At 63.8% G+C, this 26,961-nt stretch carries 25 protein-coding genes and 1 tRNA gene; 18 read left to right on the top strand and 8 right to left on the bottom strand.

Annotation, left to right across the window (positions count from 1 at the left end; genetic code table 11):
• The first annotated feature begins 31 nt into the window (after positions 1–31).
• Entirely contained in the window at positions 32–1,501 is a 1,470-nt protein-coding gene (locus IWX62_RS09215; protein ID WP_196841099.1) for an SDR family oxidoreductase, read from the top strand.
• Positions 1,502–1,534: 33 nt separating this feature from the next.
• On the opposite strand, the gene IWX62_RS09210 is transcribed toward IWX62_RS09215, so the two are convergent.
• Positions 1,535–2,704 (bottom strand): multidrug effflux MFS transporter, encoded by a 1,170-nt coding sequence (locus IWX62_RS09210; RefSeq protein ID WP_196841200.1) that lies wholly within the window; start codon positions 2,702–2,704, stop codon positions 1,535–1,537.
• Positions 2,705–3,052: 348 nt separating this feature from the next.
• On the opposite strand from IWX62_RS09210, the gene IWX62_RS09205 reads away from it, so the two are divergent.
• From IWX62_RS09205 to IWX62_RS09185, 5 genes are all read left to right on the top strand, one after another.
• Positions 3,053–3,856 carry a phage holin family protein gene (locus IWX62_RS09205; RefSeq protein WP_196841098.1) on the top strand — a complete coding sequence of 268 codons (804 nt, stop codon included), beginning with the start codon at positions 3,053–3,055 and terminating at the stop codon, positions 3,854–3,856.
• Positions 3,857–3,929: 73 nt separating this feature from the next.
• A complete protein-coding gene (locus IWX62_RS09200; protein WP_196841097.1) occupies positions 3,930–4,574 on the top strand; it encodes a CDP-alcohol phosphatidyltransferase family protein in 645 nt (214 codons plus the stop codon).
• A gap of 33 nt (positions 4,575–4,607) precedes the next feature.
• On the top strand, positions 4,608–5,501 hold the full coding sequence (locus IWX62_RS09195) for a DMT family transporter (RefSeq protein WP_196841096.1): 894 nt from the start codon (positions 4,608–4,610) through the stop codon (positions 5,499–5,501).
• A 57-nt stretch (positions 5,502–5,558) separates the two neighbouring features.
• The gene (locus IWX62_RS09190; protein WP_196841095.1) at positions 5,559–6,755 is read left to right on the top strand and encodes a glycosyltransferase; all 1,197 of its coding nucleotides are present in this window, start codon (positions 5,559–5,561) and stop codon (positions 6,753–6,755) included.
• 136 nt (positions 6,756–6,891) lie between these two features.
• Positions 6,892–6,965: transfer RNA gene (locus IWX62_RS09185), tRNA-Ile, on the top strand.
• A gap of 242 nt (positions 6,966–7,207) precedes the next feature.
• Here the strand turns inward: IWX62_RS09185 and IWX62_RS09180 are convergent.
• Positions 7,208–7,867, bottom strand: a complete 660-nt coding sequence (locus tag IWX62_RS09180; protein WP_196841094.1) for a Type 1 glutamine amidotransferase-like domain-containing protein — start codon at positions 7,865–7,867, stop codon at positions 7,208–7,210.
• 1,056 nt (positions 7,868–8,923) lie between these two features.
• On the opposite strand from IWX62_RS09180, the gene IWX62_RS09175 reads away from it, so the two are divergent.
• Positions 8,924–10,114: an acyl-CoA dehydrogenase family protein gene (locus tag IWX62_RS09175; RefSeq protein ID WP_196841093.1), complete on the top strand. Its 1,191-nt coding sequence runs from the start codon at positions 8,924–8,926 to the stop codon at positions 10,112–10,114.
• 15 nt (positions 10,115–10,129) lie between these two features.
• Here the strand turns inward: IWX62_RS09175 and IWX62_RS09170 are convergent, their stop codons facing one another.
• The gene (locus IWX62_RS09170; protein WP_333483319.1) at positions 10,130–10,654 is read right to left on the bottom strand and encodes a murein hydrolase activator EnvC family protein; all 525 of its coding nucleotides are present in this window, start codon (positions 10,652–10,654) and stop codon (positions 10,130–10,132) included.
• A 475-nt stretch (positions 10,655–11,129) separates the two neighbouring features.
• Here IWX62_RS09170 and rpsB point away from each other — a divergent pair, with 475 nt between their 5' ends.
• From rpsB to IWX62_RS09140, 6 genes are all read left to right on the top strand, one after another.
• On the top strand, positions 11,130–12,053 hold the full coding sequence (gene rpsB / locus IWX62_RS09165) for a 30S ribosomal protein S2 (RefSeq protein WP_196841091.1): 924 nt from the start codon (positions 11,130–11,132) through the stop codon (positions 12,051–12,053).
• Between the two features lie 108 nt (positions 12,054–12,161).
• Positions 12,162–12,998, top strand: coding sequence for a translation elongation factor Ts (tsf, locus tag IWX62_RS09160; protein WP_196841090.1), 837 nt, complete (start codon positions 12,162–12,164; stop codon positions 12,996–12,998).
• 140 nt (positions 12,999–13,138) lie between these two features.
• On the top strand, positions 13,139–13,879 hold the full coding sequence (gene pyrH, locus IWX62_RS09155; RefSeq protein WP_196841089.1) for a UMP kinase: 741 nt from the start codon (positions 13,139–13,141) through the stop codon (positions 13,877–13,879).
• 109 nt (positions 13,880–13,988) lie between these two features.
• Positions 13,989–14,546, top strand: a complete 558-nt coding sequence (gene frr / locus IWX62_RS09150; protein ID WP_196841088.1) for a ribosome recycling factor — start codon at positions 13,989–13,991, stop codon at positions 14,544–14,546.
• Entirely contained in the window at positions 14,546–15,511 is a 966-nt protein-coding gene (locus IWX62_RS09145; RefSeq protein WP_196841087.1) for a phosphatidate cytidylyltransferase, read from the top strand. Before frr ends, IWX62_RS09145 begins: the two co-directional genes overlap by 1 nt.
• 34 nt (positions 15,512–15,545) lie before the next feature.
• On the top strand, positions 15,546–16,124 hold the full coding sequence (locus tag IWX62_RS09140) for a DivIVA domain-containing protein (protein ID WP_196841086.1): 579 nt from the start codon (positions 15,546–15,548) through the stop codon (positions 16,122–16,124).
• Positions 16,125–16,177: 53 nt separating this feature from the next.
• Here the strand turns inward: IWX62_RS09140 and IWX62_RS09135 are convergent, their stop codons facing one another.
• Genes IWX62_RS09135 through IWX62_RS09120 form a run of 4 tightly spaced genes read right to left on the bottom strand, consistent with a single transcriptional unit; the run spans position 16,178 to position 20,033 of the window.
• Entirely contained in the window at positions 16,178–17,653 is a 1,476-nt protein-coding gene (locus IWX62_RS09135) for a sodium/solute symporter (protein WP_196841199.1), read from the bottom strand.
• A gap of 18 nt (positions 17,654–17,671) precedes the next feature.
• The gene (locus IWX62_RS09130; RefSeq protein ID WP_196841085.1) at positions 17,672–18,055 is read right to left on the bottom strand and encodes a hypothetical protein; all 384 of its coding nucleotides are present in this window, start codon (positions 18,053–18,055) and stop codon (positions 17,672–17,674) included.
• A gap of 10 nt (positions 18,056–18,065) precedes the next feature.
• Positions 18,066–18,800, bottom strand: coding sequence for a LytR/AlgR family response regulator transcription factor (locus IWX62_RS09125; protein WP_196841084.1), 735 nt, complete (start codon positions 18,798–18,800; stop codon positions 18,066–18,068).
• Positions 18,801–18,845: 45 nt separating this feature from the next.
• Entirely contained in the window at positions 18,846–20,033 is a 1,188-nt protein-coding gene (locus tag IWX62_RS09120) for a sensor histidine kinase (RefSeq protein ID WP_196841083.1), read from the bottom strand.
• 224 nt (positions 20,034–20,257) lie between these two features.
• Between IWX62_RS09120 and IWX62_RS09115 the strand changes: the two genes are divergently transcribed.
• Both IWX62_RS09115 and IWX62_RS09110 read left to right on the top strand, forming a co-directional pair.
• Positions 20,258–20,641: a DUF485 domain-containing protein gene (locus IWX62_RS09115; protein WP_196841082.1), complete on the top strand. Its 384-nt coding sequence runs from the start codon at positions 20,258–20,260 to the stop codon at positions 20,639–20,641.
• Positions 20,638–22,260 carry a solute symporter family protein gene (locus tag IWX62_RS09110; protein ID WP_196841081.1) on the top strand — a complete coding sequence of 541 codons (1,623 nt, stop codon included), beginning with the start codon at positions 20,638–20,640 and terminating at the stop codon, positions 22,258–22,260. The genes IWX62_RS09115 and IWX62_RS09110 overlap by 4 nt, the downstream gene beginning before the upstream one ends.
• Positions 22,261–22,443: 183 nt before the next feature.
• Here the strand turns inward: IWX62_RS09110 and IWX62_RS09105 are convergent, their stop codons facing one another.
• A complete protein-coding gene (locus IWX62_RS09105; RefSeq protein WP_196841080.1) occupies positions 22,444–22,923 on the bottom strand; it encodes an Lrp/AsnC family transcriptional regulator in 480 nt (159 codons plus the stop codon).
• Between the two features lie 202 nt (positions 22,924–23,125).
• On the opposite strand from IWX62_RS09105, the gene pdhA reads away from it, so the two are divergent.
• The 3 genes from pdhA to IWX62_RS09090 are packed head-to-tail and all read left to right on the top strand — an operon-like array spanning position 23,126 to position 26,741.
• Complete coding sequence (gene pdhA, locus IWX62_RS09100; RefSeq protein WP_196841079.1) at positions 23,126–24,295, top strand: pyruvate dehydrogenase (acetyl-transferring) E1 component subunit alpha; 1,170 nt, start codon at positions 23,126–23,128, stop codon at positions 24,293–24,295.
• Positions 24,295–25,302, top strand: a complete 1,008-nt coding sequence (locus IWX62_RS09095) for an alpha-ketoacid dehydrogenase subunit beta (protein ID WP_196841078.1) — start codon at positions 24,295–24,297, stop codon at positions 25,300–25,302. Before pdhA ends, IWX62_RS09095 begins: the two co-directional genes overlap by 1 nt.
• Complete coding sequence (locus tag IWX62_RS09090) at positions 25,302–26,741, top strand: dihydrolipoamide acetyltransferase family protein (RefSeq protein WP_442859251.1); 1,440 nt, start codon at positions 25,302–25,304, stop codon at positions 26,739–26,741. The genes IWX62_RS09095 and IWX62_RS09090 overlap by 1 nt, the downstream gene beginning before the upstream one ends.
• Positions 26,742–26,961 lie beyond the last annotated feature (220 nt).

The following is a 26,961-nucleotide window of genomic DNA, read 5'->3' as shown; positions in this document are numbered from 1 at the left end:
GCCGGGGCCCAGGGAAGCGTAGGCTGAGGAAATGGAACAAGACAGCAAACTGATCTTAGTCACCGGGGCAACCGGATACATCGGCGGCAGACTGGTGTCCCGCCTCGTCGCTGAGGGGCACACCGTGCGCGTGCTCGTACGGTCCCCGCAGAAGCTCAAGGACGTCCCCTGGGCGTCGTCAGTGGAGGTAGTGAAGGGCGACCTCGAGGATGAGGCATCGCTCACCGAAGCCTGTGCAGGGGTGGATACGCTGTACTACCTCGTCCACTCGATGGGCACCGGCAAGGGCTTCGAAACCAAGGAGTCGAAGATCGCCTCGATGGTGTCGAAGGCAGCCACCGCCGCAGGGGTGACACGGATGGTCTACCTGGGCGGCCTGCACCCGGAAAACGTGAAGCTGTCCACCCATATGCGTTCCCGCGAGGAGGTGGGAAGGATTCTCCTGGAATCCGGAACACCGACCATCGCCTACCAGGCCGGAGTGGTGATCGGATCAGGGTCCGCGTCATTCGAAATGATCAGGCACCTCTCGGATGTGCTGCCCGTCATGCCGGCACCCAAATGGGTCCTGAACCGGATCGAGCCTATCGCCGTCCGTGATGTTCTTCACTACCTGCTCGGTGCACTCACCCTTCCGGCCGATCTGAACCGGACCTTCGACATCGGTTCCCGGAACGTGCTCTCCTACGCCGACATGATGAACCAGTACGCGGTCGAGGCGGGTCTGCCGAGCCGGAAGATCTTCGCGCTGCCGGTGCTGACCCCGCGCCTCGCCGGTCACTGGGTCAACCTCGTGACACCCATCCCACGGGTGATGGCCATGCCGCTGATCGAGTCCCTGCAGCACGACGCGATCACCGCCGAACACGACATTGACACATACCTGCCGGCGCCCGACGGCGGGCTCACCGACTACCGCACGGCAGTTGACCTGGCGCTCGGCAAGGAACGCGGGGGAGAGGTGGAAACCAGTTGGGCGGGAGCCTCACGCGTTGACACTGCCGCGGATCCGCTGCCCACCGACCCCGAATGGGCTGGGCATACCGTCTTCACCGATGTTCAGGTTTACCAGTCCAAGGCCACCCCCGAGCGGCTGTGGAAGGTCATTGAGGGCATCGGCGGCGACAACGGCTGGTACTCGCTGCCTGTGGCGTGGGCTGCCCGCGGCTGGATGGACAAACTGGCTGGCGGTGTTGGACTCCGCCGGGGGCGGCGCCACGCGGACCAGCTGCTGACCGGCGATCCGCTGGACTTCTGGCGGGTTGAGGAAATCGTCAGAGGCGAGCGGCTCCGGTTGCGGGCCGAGATGAAACTCCCGGGCCGCGCCTGGCTGGAAATGTCGGTGAGCCCTGAGGGCACCGGCAGCGAATACACCCAGCGTGCAGTGTTCTTCCCGAAGGGACTCGCCGGTCGGCTGTACTGGCTGGGGGTACTCCCGTTCCACGGGATCATCTTCAAGTCGATGGCCCGCAACATCTCCAGCAAGGCCGAACGGAACTAACCTGATCGGGTGGAGAGACTGTCCCGCCCGCGCCTAGCGCAGGGGCGGGACGGTCCGCGGCTTGACCACGGTCCACAGGAAGATCACTCCAGCCCCGATGCAGGCGGCCATCACGCCGCCCATGGTGGTTGCGGAGACCCCCAGCAGGCCGACCACCGGGGAGATCGCCCCGGCCAGGCCAAACGTGACAGCACCCAGCAGGGACGCGGCAGTGCCCGCCTGGGCTCCGTGGTTGGCCAGCGCGAGCACCTGCACGCAGGGGAACGTGAATCCCGCCGACATGATGTAGAACCAGAGCGGCACCATGATTCCCCACAGCCCGAACCCCAGCTGTGCGAACAGGACGATGAGCAGGGACATCAGCAGCATCGACGCAGTGGAGTAGACCATCACCCACTGCGGGCCGATCCGGCGCAGCACCCGAGCACTGATCTGCACTCCTGCCACGATCCCCAACGAATTCACGGCGAACAGCAGGCCATACTGCTGTTCGCTGAAGTTGTAGGTGCCCTGGAAGAGGAACGGCGACGCCGAGAGGTAGGAGAACAGCCCGGAGAAGTTCATCCCACCCACCAGCAACACGCCGATGAAGATCCGGTCGGTGAGCACCGCCCGGTAGCGTTGCAGGGCGGTGGCGCCCGAGGTGCCCCGCCGCTCGGCCGGGAGCGTCTCCACCAGGAACACCGACACGGCAATGATGACCAGTAGTCCGTAGGCGGCGAGGAACCAGAAAATGCCGGGCCACGGCATGACGAGCAGCAACTGTGATCCGATGACTGGCGCAAAAATGGGGGCCAAGCCGTTGACCAGAGCCATGTAGGACAGCATCCTGACCAGCGGATACCCGCCAAAGAGGTCCCGGAGCATTGCCATGGCGACGACGCCGCCGCCGGCAGCCCCTACGCCCTGCAGCACGCGGAAGACCATCAGCATGGTGATATCGGTGGCCATGGCCGCACCCAGTGAGGCGAGGATATGAACGCTTGTCGCTAAAATCAGGGGGATTCGGCGTCCCACCTTGTCGCTGAGCGGACCAACGATCAACTGCCCGACGGCGAACCCGACTATTGTGCCGGTCAGCGTCAGCTGCACTGCCGCTTCAGTGACACCGAGATCGCTTTGCAGTGACGGGAACGCCGGGAGGTAGAGGTCAATGGTGAACGGGCCCAGCGCGGTCAGGGAGCCGAGGATCACCACGTACATCAGCTTTTGCCGTCGGGAAAGTGAAGCGCCGGGATGGATTACTGTGCTCACTGGTGCCTATCCGACCAGGGTCTTCCCCTGCGTCACGGGTGGCCCGTAGGCCTCGGGTAAAAAGTGATGCGAGGGCGCGCTGATTCTCGTCTGGGAAAGGGGGAGGGACAACGCACCACGCTGTCGTTAGTTCCATCTTAGGTTGCCTTGGCAAACAGAAGTCCCTAAGGGTGCTTGCTATTGCAGTAGGCTTACACAGATTCGGCATTAGCCGCTCAATGGTAATTTTAGGAAAAGGTTTACGCAGCTTGCAGGTCTGCTCACGCGGTCTGTTAGACGAGGGATGGAGGCAGAGCTATGGATAGCTCCGCTAGCACACGTGGCACAGGGACAACCGGCAAGCCATCAGTCTTCGGACTGGTCAAGCTTCTCGCGAGGCTGACGCCTCGCCAGTTCGGCGACGAGTTCGCAATGGCGCTCGAGCAGATGAAGCAGAAGGGCATCAAGGCGGGCATCGCAGCCGCATTCCTTGTTGTCGCGGTTGTCTTCCTCGCTTTCCTGGCTGTAGCCCTGATCGTCGCAGCGATTCTGGGCCTGGCCACCATCATGGACGCCTGGCTCGCGGCGCTGCTGGTGGCGGGTCTGTTCCTGATCGTCATTGCCATCACCGCCCTGATCGGTGTTTCCCGGTTCAAGAAGGCGCTGCCGCTGCTCCCTGAGGAAGCGATCCGTGGCATCCGCTACGACATCGGCGTCCTGCGTGAAGGCCGAAGCTTCGATCCAGCCACCCTGGATGTCAAAAAGCCCAAGGAAGAAAAGCCCAAGGACAAGCCGGAGGATTCCAAGCCCAAGGAGCCGACGCCGTCGTACGGTGAATTGCGCAGCCGGTCCGGGACGCGCCGCGACCACCTCGCGGATCTACGCGATGATCTGGGCCGCGGACTTGACGTCAAATCACGCTGGAACAGCGCCAAGGCCACAGCCAAGACCAGCGCCGACCGACTCGCCGAGCAGGCACGGTCGGTTGTCCCGGAACGCACCGCCAAACCACGCGAACACGAGCACAACGTCACCTTGGCCGACCGGTGGAAGCCGCTCTCCGTGGTGGCGGGCTCGGTGGCAGCGATCGTGGTCATGGTGCGGAAGCTGGTCTCCCGCTAGGAAATGTCAGGTTCCGCCGGTCGTGACGTCCGGCTGGTCCCGCTCTCCCTGCATAATGGTGGGGGAGGGGAAAATGATCAGACTCATTGGTGCCGGCGCCAGACCAGGGCACGAGAATGACGAACTAGCGACCTTCTGGACCCTGCCCAACATCATTACGGTCATCAGGTTCCTCGGGGTTCCGTTGTTCGTTTACCTCATTGTGAACAACGAGGACGCCCTCGCGGTCATCACTCTCGTGGTGCTTGGCTCCACCGACTGGGTCGACGGCTACATTGCCCGCCGTTTCAATCAGGTGTCGTCGGTGGGTAAATGGCTTGACCCCATTGCCGACCGCACCGCGCTCATCGTCATTGCAGTCGTCTTCGTGGTGGATGGGATCGCACCGGCCTGGCTGGTCTGGACCATTGTCATTCCGGACGCCATCCTGATCCTCAACGCCCTCATTCTGTTCCGCGGACCCTTGCACCTTCCCGTCACCAATGTGGGGAAGATCCGCACCGCGCTGCTGCTCATCGGCTCGCCGATGCTTCTGCTCTACCGGGTGCCCGGGTTCGATCTGCAGTGGCTGCTCGTCGCAGCCAATATTCTCCTCGTCCTGGGATGTATTGGTCACTTGATCGCGTTCTACGGGTACTTCACCGCAGCCCACCGGAAGTACCGCTCGGACGGCCGATCCGGCGGATCTGCCCAGCCCGGGGCCGTTGATGCAGGTTAACTCCCTTCGCCCCCGTCGCACGAAGGGTGGCGCATGGTCTGGCTAGCCATTTTTCTGGCTTTGGTCGGCGCCTGTTTCCTTGCCGTCGGAGCGCAGCGCCAGGGTAGTGCAGTGCGGTCCAACACGGGCGGCCTGTCACTGAATTCGAAGGGATTCGTTCGGCTGCTGCGCAACCCCCGGTGGGTGCTCGGGCTGGTCCTGCTGGCGGTGGGTATGGCCCTGAACGTCGTTGCCCTGAGTATGGCGAGCCTCACCGTGGTGCAGCCGATCGGTGCGATCGCCCTGGTGATTACCACCGTCGTGAACTCGAAGGATCAGGGCATCCGGATCAACCGGGCCACTGTTGTCGCGATCGCTGCGTGCGTGAGCGGCAGTGCTCTCTTCGTGTTGCTGGCGGTCAATGTCACCCGCGAAAATCACGCGGTGCTTCCGGAGCAGGAACTCGTCACTGTTCTTCTGCTGGCGGCAGCGGTCGCCCTGTTCGGGTCCCTGGCGGTCCTGTTCCGTCGTCGGCTCGGTGCCTTCGCCTACATTCTGGGTGCAGGGGTGCTGTTTGGCTTTGTCGCGGTCCTGACCAAGATTATTGCCACCCATTTGTTGGACCCCAACGGGCGATTCCTCCTGAATGTTCCCCCCTACACGCTGGTGGCGATTGCGGTCGCCGCGGCCCTCGGCTCCTGGTTCGTGCAAAGCGCCTACGCGACAGGTCCGCCGGACCTGGTGATCGCCGGTCTCACGGTCATTGACCCGATCGTGGGGATCGCGGTGGGTATTGTGATCCTGGGGGAGCTGGAACCCGACGTGGAATCGGTCATCGCCATTGCCATGGGAATGGCTGCGTTGGTTGCTATTGTGGGGGTCATTGCGCTGTCCCGCCATCATCCCGATGTAGTGCAGCGTCAGAGAGAAGTACGACGTCGGCGCTAGCTGAGACCCCATCTGTCCAGCAGCCGCATCCGCCAGTAACCCACAGAGGAATCCACCGTGAGCCACCCGGCCGATAAATTGCCCTTGACCATCCTGATTGCCGCGGAGACCTATCCGCCCAACATTAATGGGGCGGCGCAGTTCGGCTACCGGTTGGCCAAGGGGATGCACTCCCGCGGGCACAACGTGCACGTACTGGCCCCGGGTACCGAAGGTGGCAGGAGTTTCACCGAGGCCGACGGCGAGTGGCCGGTACATCGGCTGAAGTCCCACGCGGTCCCGACCCACGATTACTGGCGCATCTGCCTGCCATGGGAGATCAAACGGGACATCAGCATGCTCTTTGACCGGGTGCAGCCTGACGTGGTGCACATCCAGTGTCACTACATGGTGGGCGAGTACACGCTCTACGAAGCGGTGAAGCGCGGCATCCGCGTGGTGGCCACCAATCACTTCATGCCCGAGAACCTGAATCCGTTCCTGCCCTTCCCTGAGTGGTTCAAGAAGATTGTTGCGAAGAATTCCTGGCGTGACATGGGCAAGGTCATGGGGAAGGCGGCCGTGGTGACCACTCCCACCCCGCTGGCCGCGAAGGCGATGCATGAGCACGCGTTCCTGCGGAAGGTGCTGCCCCTGTCCAATGGCATCGATTCAGCCGCCTATGAGCTGCAACCTGGGGAAGTACTTGAGCCAGAGGACCACCCCACGGTGCTCTTTGTTGGACGCCTCGCCGAAGAGAAGCATGTTGATGTCCTGATTGACGCCGTCGCGAAGACCCCGCCAGCACTCAACGTCCACCTTGAGATCGTGGGCGGCGGCGAAGTGAAGGCGGCGCTCCAGGCGCAGGTTGCCCGGTTGGGTCTGGGCGGGCGGGTGCTGTTCCGTGGGCTGATCACTGATGAGGAGCTCCGGCGGACCTATCTCAGGGCGGCACTGTTCTGCCAGCCCGGCACAGCCGAGCTGCAATCCCTGGTGACGCTTGAGGCAATGTCGGCCTCAACACCAGTGCTGCTCGCCAACGCGATGGCGCTGCCCCACCTGGTGGACCACGGTGTCAACGGATACCTCTTCACGCCACACGACAGCACCGAGCTGGCGGATCGGATCACCCAGCTGCTGAGTCTTCCCGCTGATGATCTTGACCGGATGGGCAAGGCCAGCCGGTCCATGGTCGACGTGCACTCACTGACCGCTACGCTCGCCACCTTCGAGGGCCTGTATTACGGCGATTCGCGGGATGCGGAAGCCGTCTAGCACCCGGGTTTTTGCGCCTCTCCACCACCCGAATGGTCGGCCGCCGGTTGATACCGGACCGATCTTCGAGGAGCGGCGTCTTGGGAATAACCCCGGTGTCGTTAGAATAAACAGTGCGCTTCGGCGTTCAAGGTACGGGGCTGTAGCTCAGCTGGTTAGAGCAGCGGACTCATAATCCGTTTGTCCTGGGTTCAAGCCCCAGCAGCCCTACCGAAAAGAGCCCCTGGCCTGCGGAAACGCGGATCAGGGGCTCTTTGCTTTGGAAGTCTGAGGTAGGCAACCAAGGGAAACCCACCGAATTCACTCCAGGTGCTGACCAAACGCTTCGAGCAGAACGGTGTTGCCAGGCGACACATGGGTGTTCAGCAGGTAGTGCTTCCGGGTGACGTTCTCGCTGGAATGGCCGAGCTGCATGTCGCGCAGTTGCCCGTTTCACGAGTGTTAGGTACCTATCACCCGAACTTCTTCCACTGCCCCTCGGAGATCACCTCGACGGAGCCATCGACGACCTTGATGGCGGTCTGCTCGTCGATGGCATAGGCCGGACTTCCGAGGTCGGCGGCCCAGCGTTCGGCGTGGGCCGATGTGTTGGTTGGAAAAGCGTTCAAGTGCGGGAAGATCGAAAAGTCCACAACCCCCAGGGTGCGATCGTCCGGCGCGGAGGACCACTCGACGAAGGATGCGCCGATCCGGGGCGTCATCACCATGCTTCCGGCACTCACCCCCACCCAGACCGTGTCGGGCAATGACGGCAGCAGCTCGGCAAGCCCGGACTCCCGCATCCAATGGGACAGGTACGTCGCGTCGCCGCCGTCGACCAATATCGCGTCGGCTTCCTGAAGCCAGGGGACCCATCGCTCCTTGCCGATGGTGGGCAGTGCGGTGAGCTCAAGAACTCCGAGCGAAGCCCAGCCCAGGCCGGACAAGTGACGGAAGTCGGGCCCAGCGGTCAGTAGTCCCCGCACAGATGCCGGTCCGCACATCGGGTGGCCCCACTGCGCCGTCGGGACGACCAAGGCGTGGCATTGGCCGATCGGCTTGTTGAGAAGCTCCACTAGCGCCGAACGAATGCTCGGGTTCGTCACGCCGCCTGACGTAAGCAAGAGTTTCAAACGTTCCTCCAAGTTCGTGCCCGGATGGTGGATGTGCCTGAGGTTGCGGGACCGGACTGGATTTTACCGCCCAATGTGGTGAGCCTGCCGGCTACGCTCGGCCCTCCAATAGGTACACAATCGGTGAAACTTTGTCCACAGCTCGGCATTCGCGTAGACCTCATATTGATCTGGCGTCTCGTAATCTATCTGCCTCGTAACTCATAAGATGCGAGGCGAGCTGCCCCATCGGACACGGCATTTCACTAGTCCGCCTTCCCGGGGAGCGGTTCAGACAAGTGACAAACTGCGTACCGTAAATCGGTCCCGCACCGCGACGCCGGGGTCTGCAAACTGATGCGCGGGTCTGCATATGGAAGAGGGGCCTGTAACCGATCCCCTGGTCGCATTCCACTGGTGCGCATGAGCATGGCTTCCGCCATGGTGTGGGACAGGTGGAGACCGGTGATGATGAGAGCGGCGCCGGCGATCCCGGGGAGCGTGAGGGTGTCGTGGCCGATGGTAATGCCGATGAGGACGGCCCAGATGGGCTCGGAGCCCATGAGAAGGGTCGCTTTATCGCCCCCGCAATAGTCGCCGCCGGCCCTGCCGTGGCATTGATGCCTCGCTCCACCACCGCGCCTCGCCCCGACAGCGGAATATTGCTCAAACTGCTCAGCGATCTGCATCCCGCCAGGCGCGTGGACATCCTTTGTCAACCCGAAGCTCTACACCGGGCCGCTGTGCAAAAGGTCGTTACCGCACTCTAAGAAAGCGCAGCCCCCCAGATCACGACGACCCGCGTCAAGTTCGCCAGTGAAGAGGCGCGGGAAGCGCTCGGCCCGCAGGTGCGGTTCGGACGCAGGCCGGTGAAGACCGGAAACTGATGAAAAACAAGAGTTTCTAATCCGTTTGTCCTGGGTTTAAGCCCCAGCAGCCCTACCCCTGTGAAGTCCCCGGAATACGACGTTCCGGGGACTTTGTCGTTTCACCTGATCCCGCGTCGGTGATTGGCAACCAAGTTACTCGTGGGTAACATAGTCCGAAGAACCGTTGGACTACGCAAAGGACACCAGCATGAGCAAGCCGGTCATCGATGTAAATAACCTCCCGTACGCCGACGGCGACTTTTACTCCTTCGAAGCGCTACTCAGCCAGAAGGAACGGGACCGGCTCGAGGAGATTCGTCAGTTCCTGAAGACTGAGGTCAAGCCCCACGCCACGGGCTGGTGGAACGACTCGGCTTTCCCTAAGGACCTCATTCCCAAGCTTGCTGAACTGGATGTGATGAGCCCAGTCCGCCGCCAGGGATTCTCCAATCTCTTCGCTGGTTTGATGCACGCCGAGTTCACCCGCGCCGATACGTCAATCGCGACGTTCATGGGGGTCCATGACGGACTGTTCACCGGGTCGATCGAAGAGCTGGCTTCGCAGGAGCAGCAGGAAGCCTGGCTACCGGATATCTACTCGATGAAGAAGATCGGAGCGTTCGGTTTGACCGAACCCCTCGGTGGGTCCGACGTGGCCGGCGGCACCCGCACCACAGCACGCCGCGAAGGCGATAGCTGGATCCTCAATGGCGCCAAACGGTGGATCGGTAACGCCACCTTCTCGGACTGGGTCGTCATCTACGCCCGTGACCTTGAGGACAACCAGGTCAAAGGCTTCATGGTGGACACCACCCTGAAGGGGTACCGCGCCACCAAGATTGAAAACAAGATTGCGCTGCGGACCGTCGAGAACGCCGACATCACCCTCGATAACGTGGTGGTCCACGACGACTTCCACCTCAAGGGCGCCAACAGCTTCAAGGACACCAACAAGGTGCTCAAGGTCACGCGACTCTCCGTCGGCTGGCAGGCGGTAGGGCAGCAGCTTGCCGCCTTTGATGTTGCGCGACGCTACACCGTGGAGCGGCACCAGTTTGGGCGCCCGCTTGCCTCCTTCCAGTTGGTACAGCAGCAACTCGTCGAGATGCTGGGAAATACAGTGAGTTCAATGGGCATGATGGTCCGGCTGGCACAGCTGGAGGATGAGGGACAGGCCAAGGACGAGCAGTCGGCCATGGCCAAGGCCTTCACCACGGCCCGGATGCGCGAAACCGTCGCCATGGGCCGCAGCCTGCTCGGCGGAAACGGAATTGTCACCGACTACGAAATGGCCAAGATCTTCTCCGACGCCGAAGCCGTGTACTCCTATGAGGGCACCCACGAGATCAACACCCTGGTGACAGGGCGGGCCATCACCGGCATCGCTGCCTTCGTCTAGGCCGTGCCGGGCGACCTATGGTCCGTGCAGGGGGAGAAGGATCGACGGTCGGCGGTCGAGGACGAAGTCAAGTGGGTTGACGTAGTCCCCGTCCCGTCGGACCCCCCAGTGCAGGCAGGTCGAGGAGCAGTGCGATCCGGGGACACCTGGCTCGGAAGCTTGCGGCTCAGGGGCAAGGGTTCCGACCGGTTGGCCAGCCTGCACCAGGTCCCCGCGTTTCAGCCCGGCAACGACCGGCTCGAAGCTGCTGATCAGGCCGCCGCCGTGATCCACGGTGACTACGGGCCGGTCCACCACCCACCCGGTGAAGACCACCCGACCCTGCGCGGGGCTGCGAATATCGACAGTCCCGGTTGCGGCGAGATCGACACCTCGATGGCCCGGCAGCCACCGCTGGGCTGGCGGTTCGAAGTGGCGGAGCACCCGCGGCGTGGGGGAGAGCGGCCAGGTCCACGATGGCTCGGCCGCGATGCCCGGACCCGTGCGACCTGCACCGCCACCCGCGAAGCCGGTGGCCAGCACCAGCGAGGCGCTTGCCATCAGCATCACACAAGCGGCGGCTCTGGTCAGGGCTGAACCAGGAAGGTGGACGGAGCTCCTGCCCCGGACTCGGTTTCGGATACTGCTCTTCGGCATGGTTCAAGTGTTCGCCTACTGGACCGGCGCCGGAGGGCGCAAAGCCATCATGTGGACAACTGCAGTGACCCGGCCCGGGTTCCAGCCTCCGCCAGCCCTGTAGTACACTCATGAGAGCAGTTTGCTGCGATGCCGCGTGCCCTCCGCAAGTTTTCGAAGGGCAAGCAAGTCATAGCGACTGACTACGCGTACCTCTTCTCCTCGTCCCTCTCATAGGTGGCGAAGGGCGTGGCTCCAACGGTCCGGAAGAACTTCCGGTGATGGACACCACGGGTGAAGACCAGCAGGTACCAGGAGTGACGTTCACCCCGAACGGAACACTAGCAACCGTCAACAGGCAGAAACGGCGCCACGCGCCCTGCCGATAGAAAGGAACGACATGCCAGTCGTTACCATGCGCCAGCTGCTCGACAGCGGCGTACATTTTGGCCACCAGACCCGTCGCTGGAACCCGAAGATGAAGCGTTTCATCTTCACCGAGCGCAACGGCATCTACATCATCGACCTGCAGCAGTCACTGTCCTACATTGACCGCGCCTACGAGTTCATCAAGGCCACCGTCGCGCACGGCGGCACTGTACTCTTCGTCGGTACGAAGAAGCAGGCACAGGAAGCCATCGCCGAGCAGGCGACCCGCGTGGGCCAGCCCTACGTCAACCAGCGCTGGCTCGGTGGCATGCTCACCAACTTCCAGACCGTCTCCAAGCGCATCCAGCGCATGAAGGAGCTTGAGGAAATTGACTTCGACGATGTGGCCGGATCCGGGCACACCAAGAAGGAACTCCTCCTCCTGCGCCGCGAACTCACCAAGCTGGAAACCAACCTCGGTGGTATCCGCAACCTGACCAAGGCACCTTCAGTCGTGTGGATCGTTGACACGAAGAAGGAACACCTGGCCATCGACGAAGCCAAGAAGCTGGGCATCCCCGTCGTCGCAATCCTTGACACCAACTGCGATCCTGACGAGGTTGACTTCCCGATCCCCGGCAACGACGACGCCATCCGCGCCGTTCACCTGCTGACACGCGTGGTTGCAGATGCAGTAGCCGAAGGCCTGATCGCCCGTCACAACCGCTCCGGTGGAAACGACGCCGATGCCGCAGCCGAGCCAATGGCCGAATGGGAGCGCGAGCTGCTTGGCGATAGCGCCACCCCGGCAGCCGACGCAGCACCCGCCGCTGAGGAAGCCCCAGCAGCAGAAGCAGCAGCTGAGGAAACTCCAGCCGCGGCCGAGGAAACTCCAGCAGCAGCTGAGGAAACCCCAGCCGCCGAGGAAGCACCAGCAGCCGACGACAGCAAGTAACTGGATGAGGGGGTGCGGGTGTCACACCCGCGCCCCCTTCTCTATCTGCCCAGGCGTCAGAGCCTGTAGGCATCATTCTTCTTGGACACAACATACTTAGGAGTTCACATGGCGAACTACACCGCCGCTGATATCAAGGCCCTCCGCGAGCGCACTGGCGCTGGCATGATGGACGTGAAAAAAGCCCTCGACGAGGCCGACGGCGATGCCGGCAAGGCGATGGAGCTCATCCGCATCAAGGGCTTGAAGGGTGCAACGAAGCGCGAAGGCCGGTCGACTGCCGAGGGCCTCGTAGCAGCGAAGGTCGACGGCAACGTCGGCGTCATGGTCGAGGTCAACTGCGAGACCGACTTCGTCGCCAAGGCTGGCCCGTTTGTCGAATTCTCCAACAAGGTCCTCGCCGCAGCGATCGAATCCGGCGCCAACGACGTCGACACCCTCCTCGCGTACACGGTTGACGGCAAGCCCGTCTCCGAGCATGTCATCGAGGCCGGCGCCCTGTTGGGTGAAAAGGTGGCCATCCGCCGTCTTGCACGCATCGAGGGCAACATCGTTGATGCTTACCTGCACAAGACGTCGAAGGACCTTCCGGCCCAGGTTGGTGTGCTTTTCGCTGTTGAGGGTGAGGGCGACGCCGCCAAGGAAGCCACCCACGACATCGCAGTCCACATCGCTGCCTACTCGCCGACCTACCTCGTCCGTGACGATGTACCGGCGGAACTGGTCGAGACGGAACGTCGCATCGCCGACGAGACCGCGCGCGCCGAAGGCAAGCCTGAGGCAGCACTGACCAAGATCGTTGAAGGCCGTCTGACGGGCTTCTTCAAGGAGGGCGTGCTCGTCGACCAGGCCTTCGCCAAGGACGCCAAGAAGTCGGTGGCCCAGGTGCTGACTGAAGCCAACTCCAAGCCGACCGCATTCGCCCGGTTCCGGGTTGGAGCCTAGGTCGGTTAGGCACAGCAAGTAGTCGGACAAAGGGGTGGTTACCACGGTGACCACCCCTTTTTCCTGCCCAATGGGCAAACCAGACAGCACCGCAACGTATTCTTTTAGCAACGAACCCCGCAACAGCCCTTGGAGGCACAATGGATAACTCTGATCTGGGCACACATGGTCGGGAAACCCACCGACGTCGGGTGCTCCTCAAGCTCTCCGGCGAGGTTTTCGGCGGCGGCAAGCTCGGCGTCGACCCGGAGACGGTCCGCTCGGTAGCGAAGCAGATCGCCGCGACCGTCGGTCAGGTGGAAGTTGCCATCGTCGTTGGCGGCGGTAACTTCTTCCGGGGAGCCGAACTATCGCAGAGCGGCATGGACCGGTCCCGGGCCGACTACATGGGCATGCTCGGCACGGTCATGAACTGCCTGGCGTTGCAGGACTTCCTGGAGCAGGCTGGCGTCGAAACCCGGGTGCAGAGTGCCATCACGATGGGGCAGGTCGCCGAGGCCTATATTCCACGCCGCGCGATCCGCCACCTCGAGAAGGGCCGCGTTGTCATCTTCGGCGCCGGGGCAGGGCTCCCTTATTTCTCCACCGACACCGTCGCGGCCCAGCGGGCCCTCGAAGTGCACGCTGACCTGGTGCTCATGGCGAAGAGCGGTGTCGACGGCGTCTATACGGCCGACCCGCACAAGGATCCCACAGCGAAAAAGCTCGAGACGCTTTCCTACGATGACGCCCTGCGGCAGGACATCCGGGTCATGGACCAGACCGCTATGACCATGTGCAAGGACAATGACCTGTCCATGATCGTCTTCGGCATGGAAGGCGAGGGCAACGTCACCCGGGCAATTCTCGGGGAGAAGATCGGAACCATCGTTACCACCTAGGCGCACCCGCCGGTTTGCCCCTGAGGGGCGGCCCGTGTGAACTAGGATTGAAAACCGAACCGGACGACGCGCCACTACACCTCAGTTGGCGCACTGCATAGGAGTTACAGTGATCGACGAGACATTGCTAGAGGCCACCCAAAAGATGGATAAGGCAGTGGAGGCCGCGAAGGAAGACTTCGCCACTATCCGCACCGGACGCGCCAACGCCTCGCTGTTTTCCAAGGTCATGGTCAACTACTACGGCGCTCCGACGCCGCTGCAACAGTTGGCCTCCTTCCAGAACCCTGAGGCGCGCACCCTCCTGATCACCCCCTTTGACCGGGCTGCGCTGAACGACATCGAGCGGGCGTTGCGGGATTCCGATCTCGGGGCCAACCCGTCAAACGACGGCAACATCATCCGGGTAGTTCTTCCGGAGCTGACTGAGGAACGTCGCAAGGAATACGTCAAGCTGGTGAAGACCAAGGCTGAGGACGCCAAGATCGCCATCCGCAACATCCGCCGCAAGGCGAAGGACGGCATCGACAAGGCAGTCAAGGACGGCGACGCCGGCGAGGACGAAGGATCACGCGGGGAAAAGGATCTCGACGCCCGCACCAAATCGCACACCGACACGATCGACGAGCTGCTCAAGCGCAAGGAAACCGAGCTGCTTGAGGTCTAATGAGCGACACCCACCACTCAGCTAACACCGGCGCCCAGCCCGCGGCCAGCGTGGACGCCGAGGTGAGCGGTCGGCGCGCCCAGCGGGCACCCGGTACCCGGCAAATTCGCCGCAGGTCCGGGCGGAAAACCCCTGGGGCGCCGAAGGCACCCTCCCGGGCCGGCAGGAACCTTCCCGCGGCAACTGCTGTAGGGGTTGCGTTGCTCGGATCGGTGCTGGGCGGGATCCTCTACCTGCCCATTGCCTTCGTCGCGATCACCACGGCGTTTGCCTTGGTGGGCGTCTGGGAAGTGTCCCGGGCGCTTGAGGTACGCCAGATCCGGCTTCCCCTCGTTCCGGCTATTGCCGCCACTATCGCGCTGCCGTTTGCCGCCTACCTTGGCGGCCCCGAGGCCCTGGCATACGCCGTCGTTCTGTCCACTACGGCCCTTGCCCTCTGGCGCAGTTTCGACCCGGCACCGGATGCAGCGATATCCATCACCGCGGGCATCTTCGTCGTGCTCTGGATCCCGCTGCTGCTCAGTTTCGCGATGCTGTTGCTGCAGGAACCCTCGGGCAAGCTCCTGGTGGCGACGTTGCTCCTCCTGGTGGTCGCGAACGACACCTTCGGTTATCTGGTCGGAGCGTTCTTCGGGAAGCACGCCATGGCCCCGAAGATCAGTCCGAAGAAGTCCTGGGAGGGATTTGCCGGCTCGGTGGGCGGTGCGGTTCTGGTGGGAACCATCGCAGCGGTCTTCCTGCTGGACCGGCCCTGGTGGTTCGGCTTCGTGCTGGCCGTGGCCACCGTCTCCGCGGCGACCGCCGGGGACCTGGCCGAGTCCATGATCAAACGCGAACTGGGCGTCAAGGACATGGGGAACATTCTGCCCGGGCATGGCGGCATGATGGACCGGCTTGACTCCATTGTCTTCGCCTCCCCGGTTGCGTTCCTGCTGTCGGTTACATTGGTACCGGGATTCCTCTAGCCCCTCCCGCACAACCCAAAGGACTCAAGACACCATGGACGAAGCTCGTCAGGGCAGCTCTCCCTTCGCACGGGTGGGACACCGGGAGTATGGCTATAACCTTCGGCAGGTGGATAGCTTCCTCACCCGGGCCCGCGGGTACTACAACACTGAGGACCCGACGGGGGGCCCGGTGACCAGCGTCGACGTGCGGTCGATGGCCTTCGACCCGGCCAAGGGTGGGTACGAGCCGCAGGCAGTCGATGCCGCTCTGGACCGGCTCGAAGACGTCTTTGCGCAGCGCGAACGCGACCACCTGATCGCGGCGAAGGGGGAGGACGTCTGGCTGATGCAGATTGGCCGCACCTCGGCTGTGCTGCGGAGCAGGCTGCACCGCGAGCCCGGTGAACGGTTCCGTCGCCCGACCAAGCGGAAGGCTGCCAGCTACAACGTCGACGACGTCGACGCCCTCTGCAACGAACTCCTCGGCTATTTCGAAAGCGACGTCCCCCTGAGCGTCGACGTCGTACGCCGCTCAGTCTTCCGGGAGGCGGTGGGTGCTGAGGGCTACGAGGAAACCCAGGTCGACGCCTTCATGGACCGCGTCGTTGAGCTGATGGCAGCCATCGACTAGTTCCGGCTGACGCGGGTCGTGAACTCTGGTTCACGTGGGTCGCTGTTTCCGGCCTACGTGGATCGCTGCACCGGCTCCGGCGTATGCAACCGGGCCAGGACCCGTGACACGCTTCCCGGCGTCCGGTGGGCGGTCAGCCGTGACACCAGGATGGTGACGGCGAACGCCGACGGTACAGTCCACAACGCGGGCTGCTCAAGCCATTCGTAGCGTGCGGATTCCGGCCCCAGCGCCGCCGCAGCGAGGATGGACCCGCCGCACAGGCCAGCCCCGGCCAGCATCCCTGCCACGGCACCCACATCCGTCAGCCCGCGCCACCAGATTCCCAGCAGCAACAGCGGGCAGATCGTTGAGGCGGTGAACGCAAACACCATGCTCACGCTGCCAGCCAACGCCAGCGTGTTGGTGGCGAGCGCCAGCAGCAGGGGGATCAGCGCAGAGATGACCGCTGCCCGCCTGAACCCCCGCACGCTGCCCTGGAAGAACTCCTGGCTGACCACCCCGGCGAGGGACACCACCAGACCGCTGGTCGTCGAGAGGAATGCTGCAAATGCGCCGGCCGTGACCAGGGCTGACAGCAGGTCCCCGGCGGTGCCCTCGAAGATACGGCTCGGGAGCAGCAGGACCGTGGCGTCCGCCGCGCCGTCGGCCGCAAGATCGGGGGTGTAGATCCGGCCGAGAATCCCGTACATCGTGGGGAACAGGTAGAACACCGACAACAGGCCCAGCACAATGAGGGTGGTCCGGCGGGCCGAGGCGCCGTCGGGGTTGGTGTAGAAGCGGACCAGTACATGGGGCAGGCCAAGAGTGCCGAACAGCAGCGCGATGACCAGGGAAATGTTCCGGTACAGCGAGGCGTCGCCGACGATATTCAGGTCGGCGGCGAACACCGCACCTGCATCGGTGATCGGACTCCCGGTCGCTGACAGCCGTAGCAGGATAAAGACGATCGGCACCGCCAGTGCGGTCAGCTTCAGCCAGTATTGGAACGCCTGCACGAAGGTGATGGACCGCATCCCGCCGGTCACCACGCTGAGGCAGACCACCACGACCACCGCCACCGCTCCCACCCACGGGGGCAGCCCGGTCGTGATCTGGACGGTGAGGGCGGCGCCATGCAACTGCGGCACAATGTAGAGCCAGCCGACGACGACGACGAGCAGGCTGGTCACGCGCCGCACCATCAGCGATTCGAGGCGTGCTTCAGCGAAGTCGGGAATCGTGTAGGCACCGGATCGCCGTAGGGGAGCGGCCACGAAGAGGAGGAGCATCAGGTACCCGGCGGTGTAGCCGATCGGGAACCAGAGGGCATCGACGCCGGAGATGAGAATCAGCCCGGCCACGCCGAGGAAACTCGCCGCCGACAGGTACTCCCCACCGATCGCCGATGCGTTCCACCACGGTCGCACGGTCCGCGATGCCACGTAGAAATCGCCGGTGGTTCGCGAAATCCGCAGCCCGTAGATGCCGATCAGCACGGTGCTCAGGGAGACCAGGGCCAGCGCCACGTAGCCGACCACAGGATTCAGTTCGGCGTTCATAGCGGCCTAGTCCTCATCGACCAAGTCCCTGAAACGCAGCTCGTTGCGGGAAGCGCTCCGCACGTAGAGTGCGGCGCAGCTGATTACCAGCGGGTAGACGCCGACCCCCAGGAGGAGCCAGGGTACCGGGATGGTGAAGACGGAGAGATTCCCGATCTGAGGGTAGACCGCCAACAGCACCGGGATGCCGATGAGGATCACCAGGAAGCCTGCCGCGACCACGACGGCGAGCCGGAGCTGGGACCGGATCAGAGAGCGGACAAATAATTCGCCCACCTCCGATTGCTCCGCCATCTCCCGGGTGACCGGGTAGGAGCCCGCAGCGGGCCGCGCGGCGCTGCGCGGCGCAGTGACCCGCACCCGCTGGGGTGGGCCGTCCGGCGTCGTCATTGAGGGCACCTCACGGCTGTCGGGGCCGCAGACGGGTCGCCTCAAGCTTGTCCCGCACCACCGGCAGGTGGCGGCGGCTGACCGGGAGCTCGGCGTCACCCACGAGGAGCGACGCGCGGCCCGCACCGATCTTGACCTGCCGGACCTGGTTCATCGCCACGAGGTAGGACCGGTGGATGCGCAGGAAGCCGGCGTCGGCCCACTGCCGCTCAAGGTCGTTGAGGGGGATCCGGATCAGGTAACTCGATTCGGCGGTGTGGAGGCGGGCATAGTCGCCCTGGGCCTGGACATAGCGGATATCGTCGCGCCGGATCATCCTGCTGATGCCACCCTGATCGACGGTGATCACTTCGGGTGCGGCCGCGGTGCCGTCCTTGCCCGCCTCAATCAGTTCGCAGATGCGCCGCACCGATTCGGACAGGCGTTCCATCCGCACCGGTTTGAGGAGGTAATCAACGGCCCGCAGATCGAACGCCTCCAGGGCGCGGTCCTCGTCAGCGGTGACGAAGACGACGGCGGGAGGCCGGCTGAACCGGGAAATGACCCGGGCGATATCCAAGCCCGACAGGGCCGGCATATGGATGTCGAGGAACAGTGCATCGACGTCATGGGTCTCAAGCGCGCGCAGTGCCTCGGCTCCGCTGGAGGCACGGTGGATGGTGTCGATCCGCGCATCCTTGGCGAGGAGGAAAGCCAGTTCCTCAACTGCGGGGAGCTCATCGTCGGCGATGACAACATTGACCATGTGCTCCAGATTACGCGTACCGGGGCGTTGCCGTGTGATGTGGACTCAGGTCTGGTGGTCGGGCTGCGACTTGGGGATCCGCAGGGTGATCATGGTGCCGGCGCCCACAGCGGTGTCGATGGCGAGACCGTGATCCTCGCCGTACACCTGCCGGAGCCGCTGATCGACGTTGCGGAGGCCAACATGTACCCCGTCGGTGTGGCCGGCGAGGACCGACCGCAGGTAGTCGGGGTCCATGCCGACGCCGTCGTCCTCGATCGTGACCTCGGCGAACGCGCCGGCGTCGTGGGCAGTGATGGTGATGTGCCCCGATCCGTCGGTGGACTCCAGGCCGTGCCGGACCGCGTTCTCCACCAGGGGCTGAAGGCTGAGGAAGGGAATGACCGTGCTGAGGACTTCCGGGCCGATCTCCAGGCTGACCTTCAGCCGGTCCCCGAACCGGGCCCGCTCAAGCAGCAGGTAGCGGTCGATTGACCGGAGTTCCTCGGCAACCGTGGTGAAGTCACCATGCCGGCGGAAGGAATACCGGGTGAAATCAGCGAACTCCACCACCAGCTCGCGGGCCCGGACCGGGTCGGTGTTGATGAAGGACGCGATGGCGTTGAGCGAGTTGTAGATGAAGTGGGGGCTGATCTGGGCGCGAAGGGCGCGCACCTCAGCCTCCATCAGCAGGGTCCTGGAGGAGTCCAGTTCGGCGAGTTCCACCTGGGTGGATACCCAGCCGGCCACCTCGTTGGCGGCCCGCACCAGTCCGGCGCTGACGTGCGGGGCGAACGCGCCCACCGTGCCGACCACCCGCTTGTCGACCCGGATCGGGGAGATCACCACCTGCCCGTCACCGGGGACAGCGGCCGGGCCCAGCTGGGCTTCCCTGAAAATCTGGGTCCGCCCGCTGGCCAGCACCTGATGCACCAGGTCCATTACCTGCTCCGGCATCTCACGCCCGCCGTCCCAGGCGAGGACAGCGCTTTCGTCGGTGATCAGGAGAGTGTCACACCGCAGCAGACCGCGCAGATGCTTGCTGGCTTTCGACGCACCCGTCGGTGTGAGCCCGGCACGCAGGTGCTCCGACGCGAGCGCCGCGGTGTGCAGGGTGGCATAGGTGGCCCGGTCGGCGTCGGACCCCAGATCCCGGTAGGAGCGGGATAGTTTGAACCCCAGGGCCGCGACCACCGCGATCGTCAGGACGACGATGGCGCCTACCAGTGCGGTGTCGACGGCGGTGCTGAACATTGCTCAACAGTAGCCGTCAACGGTTCACCGGTGTTCCCACTCGCCGCAGGAGGGGGCCGCTCACCGCAGCTGGGCGTCCACTGGGCGATACACCACGCTGCGGTACTGGAGAACCGCGCGCGCAGCGCGCAAGGTGATGGGAGTCACACCTTCACGCGCCTGTCGCTGCTCCCGACCGAACGGAGCCAGCGCGGCGTGGAAGACGTTCTCAACGAGGAGGAATCATGGCTACCGAGCAATCGCCGCCGGAAGCTGGCACCACAGCGCCCGTCGACTTCACCGCATACCAGCAGAATCCGCAGTTCAAGGAACTGCGCAAACGCCATCGCAGCTTCGTTTTTCCCATGGCAGTCTTCTTTCTGCTCTGGTACTTCCTGTACGTGCTGCTGGCGTCCTACGCAACAGACTTCATGTCCACCCCGGTCTGGGGAAACATCAACATCGGGCTCATCATGGGTCTGCTGCAGTTCGTCACCACCTTCGCCATCACGATGGGGTACGTCACCTACGCCAACCGGAAGCTTGACCCGATCGCCGCGGACATCCGCCACGAGCTTGAGGTCGCCGCTCCTGAGGTCTTCAATGAGCAGTCAGGAGCGAACAAATGATGCCGGTCTCCCTGCCGATGCAGACGGTCGAAAGCACCCAGGTTGGTGAACCGTGGCTGAACATGACCATTTTCGGGTTGTTCGTCGCCGTCACCCTGGTGATTGTGCTCCGTGCAAGCCGCAACACCAAGACCGCCGCTGATTACTATGCGGCCGGGCGATCCTTCAGCGGACCGCAGAACGGCACCGCCATTGCCGGTGACTACCTGTCGGCGGCTTCCTTCCTGGGTATTGTCGGCGCCATCGCGATCAACGGCTACGACGGGTTCCTCTACTCCATCGGCTTCCTGGTGGCCTGGCTGGTAGCCCTGCTGCTGGTGGCTGAGCTGCTCCGCAACACCGGCAAGTTCACCATGGCCGACGTCCTCTCGTTCCGGTTGCGCCAGCGCCCGGTGCGCATCGCCGCAGCCATCACCACCCTGGCCGTCTGCTTCTTCTACCTGCTCGCTCAGATGGCTGGCGCCGGCGGACTGGTTTCCCTCCTGCTGGGCATTGACGACCGGATCGGCCAGTCACTGGTCATCACCGTCGTCGGCGGGTTGATGATCCTTTACGTACTGATCGGCGGAATGAAGGGCACCACCTGGGTGCAGATCATCAAGGCCGTCATGCTCATCACCGGCGCGTTCGTGATGACCATCTGGGTGCTTGCGCTCCACGACTTCAATCTCTCCACCCTGCTGGGTGCAGCGATGGAAACCGCTGGCAACCCGGACATCATCAACCCCGGCCTGCAGTACGGCGTCAGCAGCACCTCGCAGCTGGACTTCGTGTCGCTTGCCCTGGCGCTTGTTCTCGGTACGGCGGCTCTCCCGCACGTGCTGATGCGCTTCTACACCGTGCCAACTGCCAAGGAAGCCCGCCGTTCAGTGGTGTGGGCCATCTGGCTGATCGGCGGGTTCTACCTGTTCACCCTGGTCCTCGGCTACGGCGCCGGCGCCCTGATCGGTGCGGATCGTATTCAGGCCGCTCCGGGTGGAGTCAACTCGGCAGCACCACTGCTGGCGTTCGAATTGGGTGGGCCCATCCTGCTCGGAGTGATCTCGGCAGTTGCGTTCGCAACGATTCTCGCCGTCGTCGCCGGTCTGACCATCACCGCCGCAGCGTCCTTCGCCCATGACATCTACGCGAACGTCATCCGCAAGGGCAACCTGGATCCCGATGGTGAGGTGAAGGTGGCCCGGCGTACCGTCGTCGTGATCGGTATTCTCTCCATCCTCGGTGGCATCGGCGCACAGGGGCAGAACATCGCCTTCCTGGTTGCGCTGGCCTTCGCGGTTGCCGCCAGCGCCAACCTGCCGACCATCCTCTACTCGCTGTTCTGGAAGCGTTTCAACACCCAGGGCGCCGTTTGGAGCATGTACGGCGGACTCGGTTCGGCAATCCTGCTCATCGCCTTCTCTCCTGTTGTTTCGGGCAAGGAAACCTCGATGATTCAGGGTGTCGACTTCGTTCTGTTCCCGCTGAACAACCCGGGTATCGTCTCCATCCCGCTGGCGTTCTTCCTCGGCTGGTTGGGTAGCGTTCTGGCCAAGACCACTGAGGATCCGCAGAAGCAGGCGGAAATGGAAGTACGGTCCCTCACCGGGGTCGGCGCGGAAAAGGCGACTGACCACTAGGTCGGATTCGCTCACCTCTTTAGACGGCAACAGGCCGGCCCGCATCCGGGCCGGCCTGTTGCCGTTGTAGGGAGTGTGCCAGGGGCAGCCGCCTCCTTCTGGGCCGGCCACCTGTTTCGTGCCTGCCTGCCGGTGGGCAGACCGCCTGCCGCCGACCCGGCTGCCTGTTGACCCGCCTGCCTGTTACTTGCCGGGCTGGCGGGGGCCACGCTCAAGGAGTGGCTCAACCCGGAAGGGGACCAGTTCTCCCATGGCCAGCGAGGTGTCGCATCGCTCCACCCCATCGCAGCCGAGGATTTTCCCGTTGATCCTGAAGAGATCCTCAGCGTCGGCGCAGACCACCCGAACCAGGATGTCTGCCTGACCCGTGAGACCGTACGCCTCGAGCACCTCTGGAATATCGGCCAGCTGTTCAGTAATGGCGGCGAGCTTCTGCTGCTGAACGTGCACGTGAATGAACGCCATCAGCGGGTAGCCCAGGGCTACCGGATTGATCCGGCGCTCGAAGGACAGGAACACCGACTTCTTCTCCAACTGGGCCATCCTGGCCTGCACCGTGTTGCGGGACAGTCCCAGCTTTTGGGCCAACGCCACGACGGTGCGCCGTGGGTCTTTCGCCAGGGCGATCAGGAGGCGGGTGTCGGTGGAATCCAGGGGTTGCATAATGCGCAATGCTAACACGGTGCTGATACCGAATATCTGGCACTATGCTCAACCAAACGGTGATCGGTTGTGCTCGATGGCCGCTGTGAGTAGGGTCACAGTATCTTTGGGTAAAGACGCCCACAGGTCAAGGACAAGGCTCCCGGTCCGTCATAAGCGATCCGGCCGGGTGCCCGACCACACCACTGAAGGTTGTGTAATTGTGCCCCTGAATGACACCGCTTCCGCCGGAGAAGACACGCTGATCCAGCTGCTGACCCCTTCGGGCGTCCGGCGAACAAGCGGAGACTACGACCGGTGGGTTGCCGACGTCGACGGCCCGGCGTTGCAGGCGCTGTACGAGGACATGGTGGTGGTGCGGCGGATTGACGCTGAGGCAACCGCGCTGCAGCGCCAGGGGGAGCTGGCGCTGTGGCCGCCGCTGCTGGGGCAGGAGGCCGCGCAGATCGGTTCAGGGCGCGCGTTGCGTGAGGATGACTTTGTGTTCTCCAGCTACCGCGAGAACGCTGTGGCCTATTGCCGGGGTGTCGGCTTCACCGACATCCTGCGGGTCTGGCGCGGTAACGCGTCGGCGGGATGGGACCCCTTCTCGATCAACATGGCCACCCCCCAGGTGATCATCGGTGCGCAGACCTTGCATGCCACCGGATATGCCATGGGGATCCAGCAGGATGGCGCGGATGCGGTGGCGGTGACCTACTTCGGTGATGGCGCCACGAGCCAGGGCGACGTCAACGAGGCAATGGTTTTCGCTGCGAGCTACCAGGCGCCGGTCATCTTCTTCTGCCAGAACAACCACTGGGCCATCTCGGAACCCGTGGGTCTGCAGGCTCACGTTCCCATTGCCAACCGGGCACCGGGCTTCGGGATTCCTTCGGTACGTGTCGACGGCAACGACGTGTTGGCCTGCCTGGCCGTCACCCGCGAGGCGCTGGACCGGGCACGGACCGGTGGTGGGCCGAGCTTCATCGAGGCCGTCACCTACCGGATGGGCCCGCACACCACAGCCGATGACCCCACCAAATACCGTGACGCGAACGAGCTGGAGGACTGGGCGGCGAAGGACCCGATTTCCCGGCTCTCGGCGCTGCTCGACTCTTTGGGTTTGCTCACCCCCGATTTCATCTCCTCAGTTGGTGCCAAGGCCGACGACGTCGCGGCTAAACTCCGCGCTGGCTGCATCGAGATGCCCGAGCCGGAGCCGATGGACGTGTTCAAGCACGTCTACAGCACCCCCAACTCCTGGCTGGACCGTCAGCAGGAGAACTACGGACGCTACCTGGCGTCTTTCGATTCAGGATCTGGTGACTCTGTACCGGGTGACTCCGGGTCGCAGGATGCCAGCGGATCAGCCACGGAAGGAAGCCACTGATGTCTACGATGACATTTGGCCGGGCCATCAATGCCGGCATGCGCAGGGCCATGGAGAACGATCCGAAGGTGATCCTCATGGGCGAGGACATCGGCAAGCTCGGCGGCGTTTTCCGCATCACCGAGGGGCTGCAGAAGGACTTCGGCGAGCACCGGGTCCTTGATACTCCGCTGGCCGAGTCGGCCATCATGGGCACCGCCGTCGGAATGGCCTACCGGGGGTATCGCCCGGTGGTCGAAATCCAGTTCGACGGTTTCATTTACCCGGCGTTCGACCAGATTGTCTGCCAGGTCGCGAAGCTGCACTACCGGACCCAGGGCGCAGTGAAAATGCCCATCACCATCAGAGTGCCGTTCGGCGGCGGCATTGGGTCGCCCGAGCATCACTCCGAGTCGCCCGAAGCCTACTTCACCCACACCTCCGGGTTGAGGGTGGTCAGTGTTTCCAATCCGCAGGACGCCTACACGATGATCCAACAGGCCATCGCCAGCGACGACCCCGTGCTGTACTTCGAGCCGAAGCGTCGGTACCACGTCAAAGGCGAGGTCGATGAGTCGATCGACCTGTCAGCAACATCAATGGAGGATGCCCACGTGGTCACGGAAGGCGGCGACGTCACCCTCGTCACGTATGGTCCGCTGGTGCCCACCGCACGGGACGCGGCAATTGCAGCATCCGACGACGGCGTCTCTATCGAAGTGATCGATCTGCGCTCCCTCGCACCCATCGACTTCGCCACCATCGAGGCCTCGGTACGGAAGACCGGCCGGCTGGTGATCACCCACGAGGCAGCACAGTCGGGTGGGCTGGGCGCGGAAATTGCTGCCAGCATCACCGAGCGCTGCTTCAATTACCTGGAGCATGCACCGGTTCGGGTCACCGGCTTCGACATTCCTTACCCGTACTCCAAACTCGAATTCCATCACCTGCCCGATCTGGATCGTATTCTCGACGGCGTTGACCGCGTGCTGGGACGAACCAATTCGCTGAGCGGGCTCGAAAGGTAGTGGCGACTGTGATCAAGGAATTCAGGCTCCCGGATCTTGGCGAAGGTCTGACCGAATCGGAGATTGTCAGCTGGCACGTCGCCGAGGGCGACGTCGTCGAACTCAACCAGATCATTGCCGACGTCGAGACCGCCAAAGCGGTCGTCGAGCTGCCGTCGCCCTATGCCGGGGTGGTTGCCAGGCTGCACGAGCAGCCGGGCACAGTGGTCGAGGTCGGTTCACCGATCATCTCGTTCGATGTGCCTGCTGTCGAAGGAGTCAACGGTGGGGGTGCTGGCGCCGGAGGCCCCGCCGCAGCAGCCTCCGGGGGTGCGGGAGCGGTTGCGGGACCGGTCGACGGCGAAGTCCCCGCCAAGCGCGAACCCAACCTTGTCGGGTATGGCGCGGCAGTGGAGAAGGGTGGCCGTCCGGCACGTCGTGCGCGGGGCGGATCGGGTCGTGGTGAGGTGGCTGTAGCCCTGCCAGACTCAGTACCGACAGCTGTGCCTGCAGCGCCAGTTGCCCCATCGGCGCACCTGGTTTCACCTGCAGAGCCGCTGACCACCACCCCGCTGGAACGCCCCCGGTCAACTCCACCCGTGCGGAAGCTGGCACGGGACCTCGGGGTTGAGCTGGCGTCAGTGACCGGATCCGGTCCCGCCGGGCTGATTACCCGTGACGATGTGCTGGGGGCTGCCGGCCAGCGGGAGCAGCCGGCCGCCACGGTTGAGGTGTTATCCGTTCCGGAGCGCTCAACCCAGCGGGAGACCAGGACACCGATCAAGGGGGTCCGCAAGCACACCGCTGCGGCGATGGTGGCGAGCGCGTTCACTGCGCCGCATGTGACCGAGTTCCTGACGATCGATGTCACTCCCACCATGGACCTCATCGCACGACTGAAGGCCAGCCGGGCGTTTTCCGACGTGAAGATCACGCCGCTCACTGTGGTGGCCAAGGCGTTGTGTATTGCGGCGGCCCGCAACCCGACGGTCAATACCCGCTGGGATGGCGCCAGCTCCGAGATCGTGCAGCACCATTACCTGAACCTCGGGATTGCTGCCGCGACGCCGCGGGGGCTGATGGTGCCGAACATCAAGGACGCCGATCAGTTGACGCTCAAGGAGATTGCGCAGGCACTGACCGGACTCACCGAGACGGCACGCGCCGGCAAGACCAGCCCGGCCGATCTCTCCGGCGGCACCATCTCCATCACCAACGTCGGGGTGTTCGGGATCGATGCCGGAACGCCGATCCTCAATCCGGGGGAGGCGGCCATTCTGGCGATGGGAGCCGTCCGCCGGACCCCCTGGGAGTACCAGGGCGGGATCGCGTTGCGTTCGGTGATGACGCTGAGCCTATCCTTCGACCACCGGCTCGTGGATGGGGAGCAGGGGTCACGGTTCCTTGCCGATATCGGAACTATCCTCTCCGACCCCGGCATGGTCCTCACGATGATCTAGCGGGGGAGCTGGGCCGTCGGCTCAGTGCCGAGAACGGTGCGCCAGCGCCAACGATCCGTCGGCGTGAACCGGTGGGCCCTGTTCCCTGAGCTGTACCCGATTCCGGAGAGCGAAGTGGACCAGTCGGGTCAACCCAGGCATCGGTGCCCGGTATGTTGGACACCGATGTCCATTGTGCTCACCGGAGCGGGCTGGAGATGGGTCGCACGGGACCGGGCGT

The sequence above is a fragment of the Arthrobacter sp. CAN_A1 genome (assembly GCF_015751665.1).
GTDB lineage: Bacteria > Actinomycetota > Actinomycetes > Actinomycetales > Micrococcaceae > Arthrobacter_D.
This window is presented reverse-complemented; position numbering and strand designations above follow the sequence as displayed.

Excerpts from the sequence above, each read along its gene's own strand:
- IWX62_RS09205 (WP_196841098.1), top strand. The coding sequence starts at position 3,053 with ATGGATAGCTCCGCTAGCACACGTGGCACAGGGACAACCGGCAAGCCA.
- IWX62_RS09120 (WP_196841083.1), bottom strand. The coding sequence starts at position 20,033 with ATGTTCAGCACCGCCGTCGACACCGCACTGGTAGGCGCCATCGTCGTC.
- rpsB (WP_196841091.1), top strand. The coding sequence starts at position 11,130 with ATGCCAGTCGTTACCATGCGCCAGCTGCTCGACAGCGGCGTACATTTT.
- IWX62_RS09140 (WP_196841086.1), top strand. The coding sequence starts at position 15,546 with ATGGACGAAGCTCGTCAGGGCAGCTCTCCCTTCGCACGGGTGGGACAC.
- IWX62_RS09105 (WP_196841080.1), bottom strand. The coding sequence starts at position 22,923 with ATGCAACCCCTGGATTCCACCGACACCCGCCTCCTGATCGCCCTGGCG.
- tsf (WP_196841090.1), top strand. The coding sequence starts at position 12,162 with ATGGCGAACTACACCGCCGCTGATATCAAGGCCCTCCGCGAGCGCACT.
- IWX62_RS09215 (WP_196841099.1), top strand. The coding sequence starts at position 32 with ATGGAACAAGACAGCAAACTGATCTTAGTCACCGGGGCAACCGGATAC.
- IWX62_RS09110 (WP_196841081.1), top strand. The coding sequence starts at position 20,638 with ATGATGCCGGTCTCCCTGCCGATGCAGACGGTCGAAAGCACCCAGGTT.
- IWX62_RS09200 (WP_196841097.1), top strand. The coding sequence starts at position 3,930 with ATGATCAGACTCATTGGTGCCGGCGCCAGACCAGGGCACGAGAATGAC.
- IWX62_RS09195 (WP_196841096.1), top strand. The coding sequence starts at position 4,608 with ATGGTCTGGCTAGCCATTTTTCTGGCTTTGGTCGGCGCCTGTTTCCTT.
- IWX62_RS09125 (WP_196841084.1), bottom strand. The coding sequence starts at position 18,800 with ATGGTCAATGTTGTCATCGCCGACGATGAGCTCCCCGCAGTTGAGGAA.
- IWX62_RS09130 (WP_196841085.1), bottom strand. The coding sequence starts at position 18,055 with ATGACGACGCCGGACGGCCCACCCCAGCGGGTGCGGGTCACTGCGCCG.
- IWX62_RS09170 (WP_333483319.1), bottom strand. The coding sequence starts at position 10,654 with ATGGCAAGCGCCTCGCTGGTGCTGGCCACCGGCTTCGCGGGTGGCGGT.
- IWX62_RS09115 (WP_196841082.1), top strand. The coding sequence starts at position 20,258 with ATGGCTACCGAGCAATCGCCGCCGGAAGCTGGCACCACAGCGCCCGTC.
- pyrH (WP_196841089.1), top strand. The coding sequence starts at position 13,139 with ATGGATAACTCTGATCTGGGCACACATGGTCGGGAAACCCACCGACGT.
- IWX62_RS09175 (WP_196841093.1), top strand. The coding sequence starts at position 8,924 with ATGAGCAAGCCGGTCATCGATGTAAATAACCTCCCGTACGCCGACGGC.
- IWX62_RS09145 (WP_196841087.1), top strand. The coding sequence starts at position 14,546 with ATGAGCGACACCCACCACTCAGCTAACACCGGCGCCCAGCCCGCGGCC.
- IWX62_RS09095 (WP_196841078.1), top strand. The coding sequence starts at position 24,295 with ATGTCTACGATGACATTTGGCCGGGCCATCAATGCCGGCATGCGCAGG.
- IWX62_RS09210 (WP_196841200.1), bottom strand. The coding sequence starts at position 2,704 with ATGTACGTGGTGATCCTCGGCTCCCTGACCGCGCTGGGCCCGTTCACC.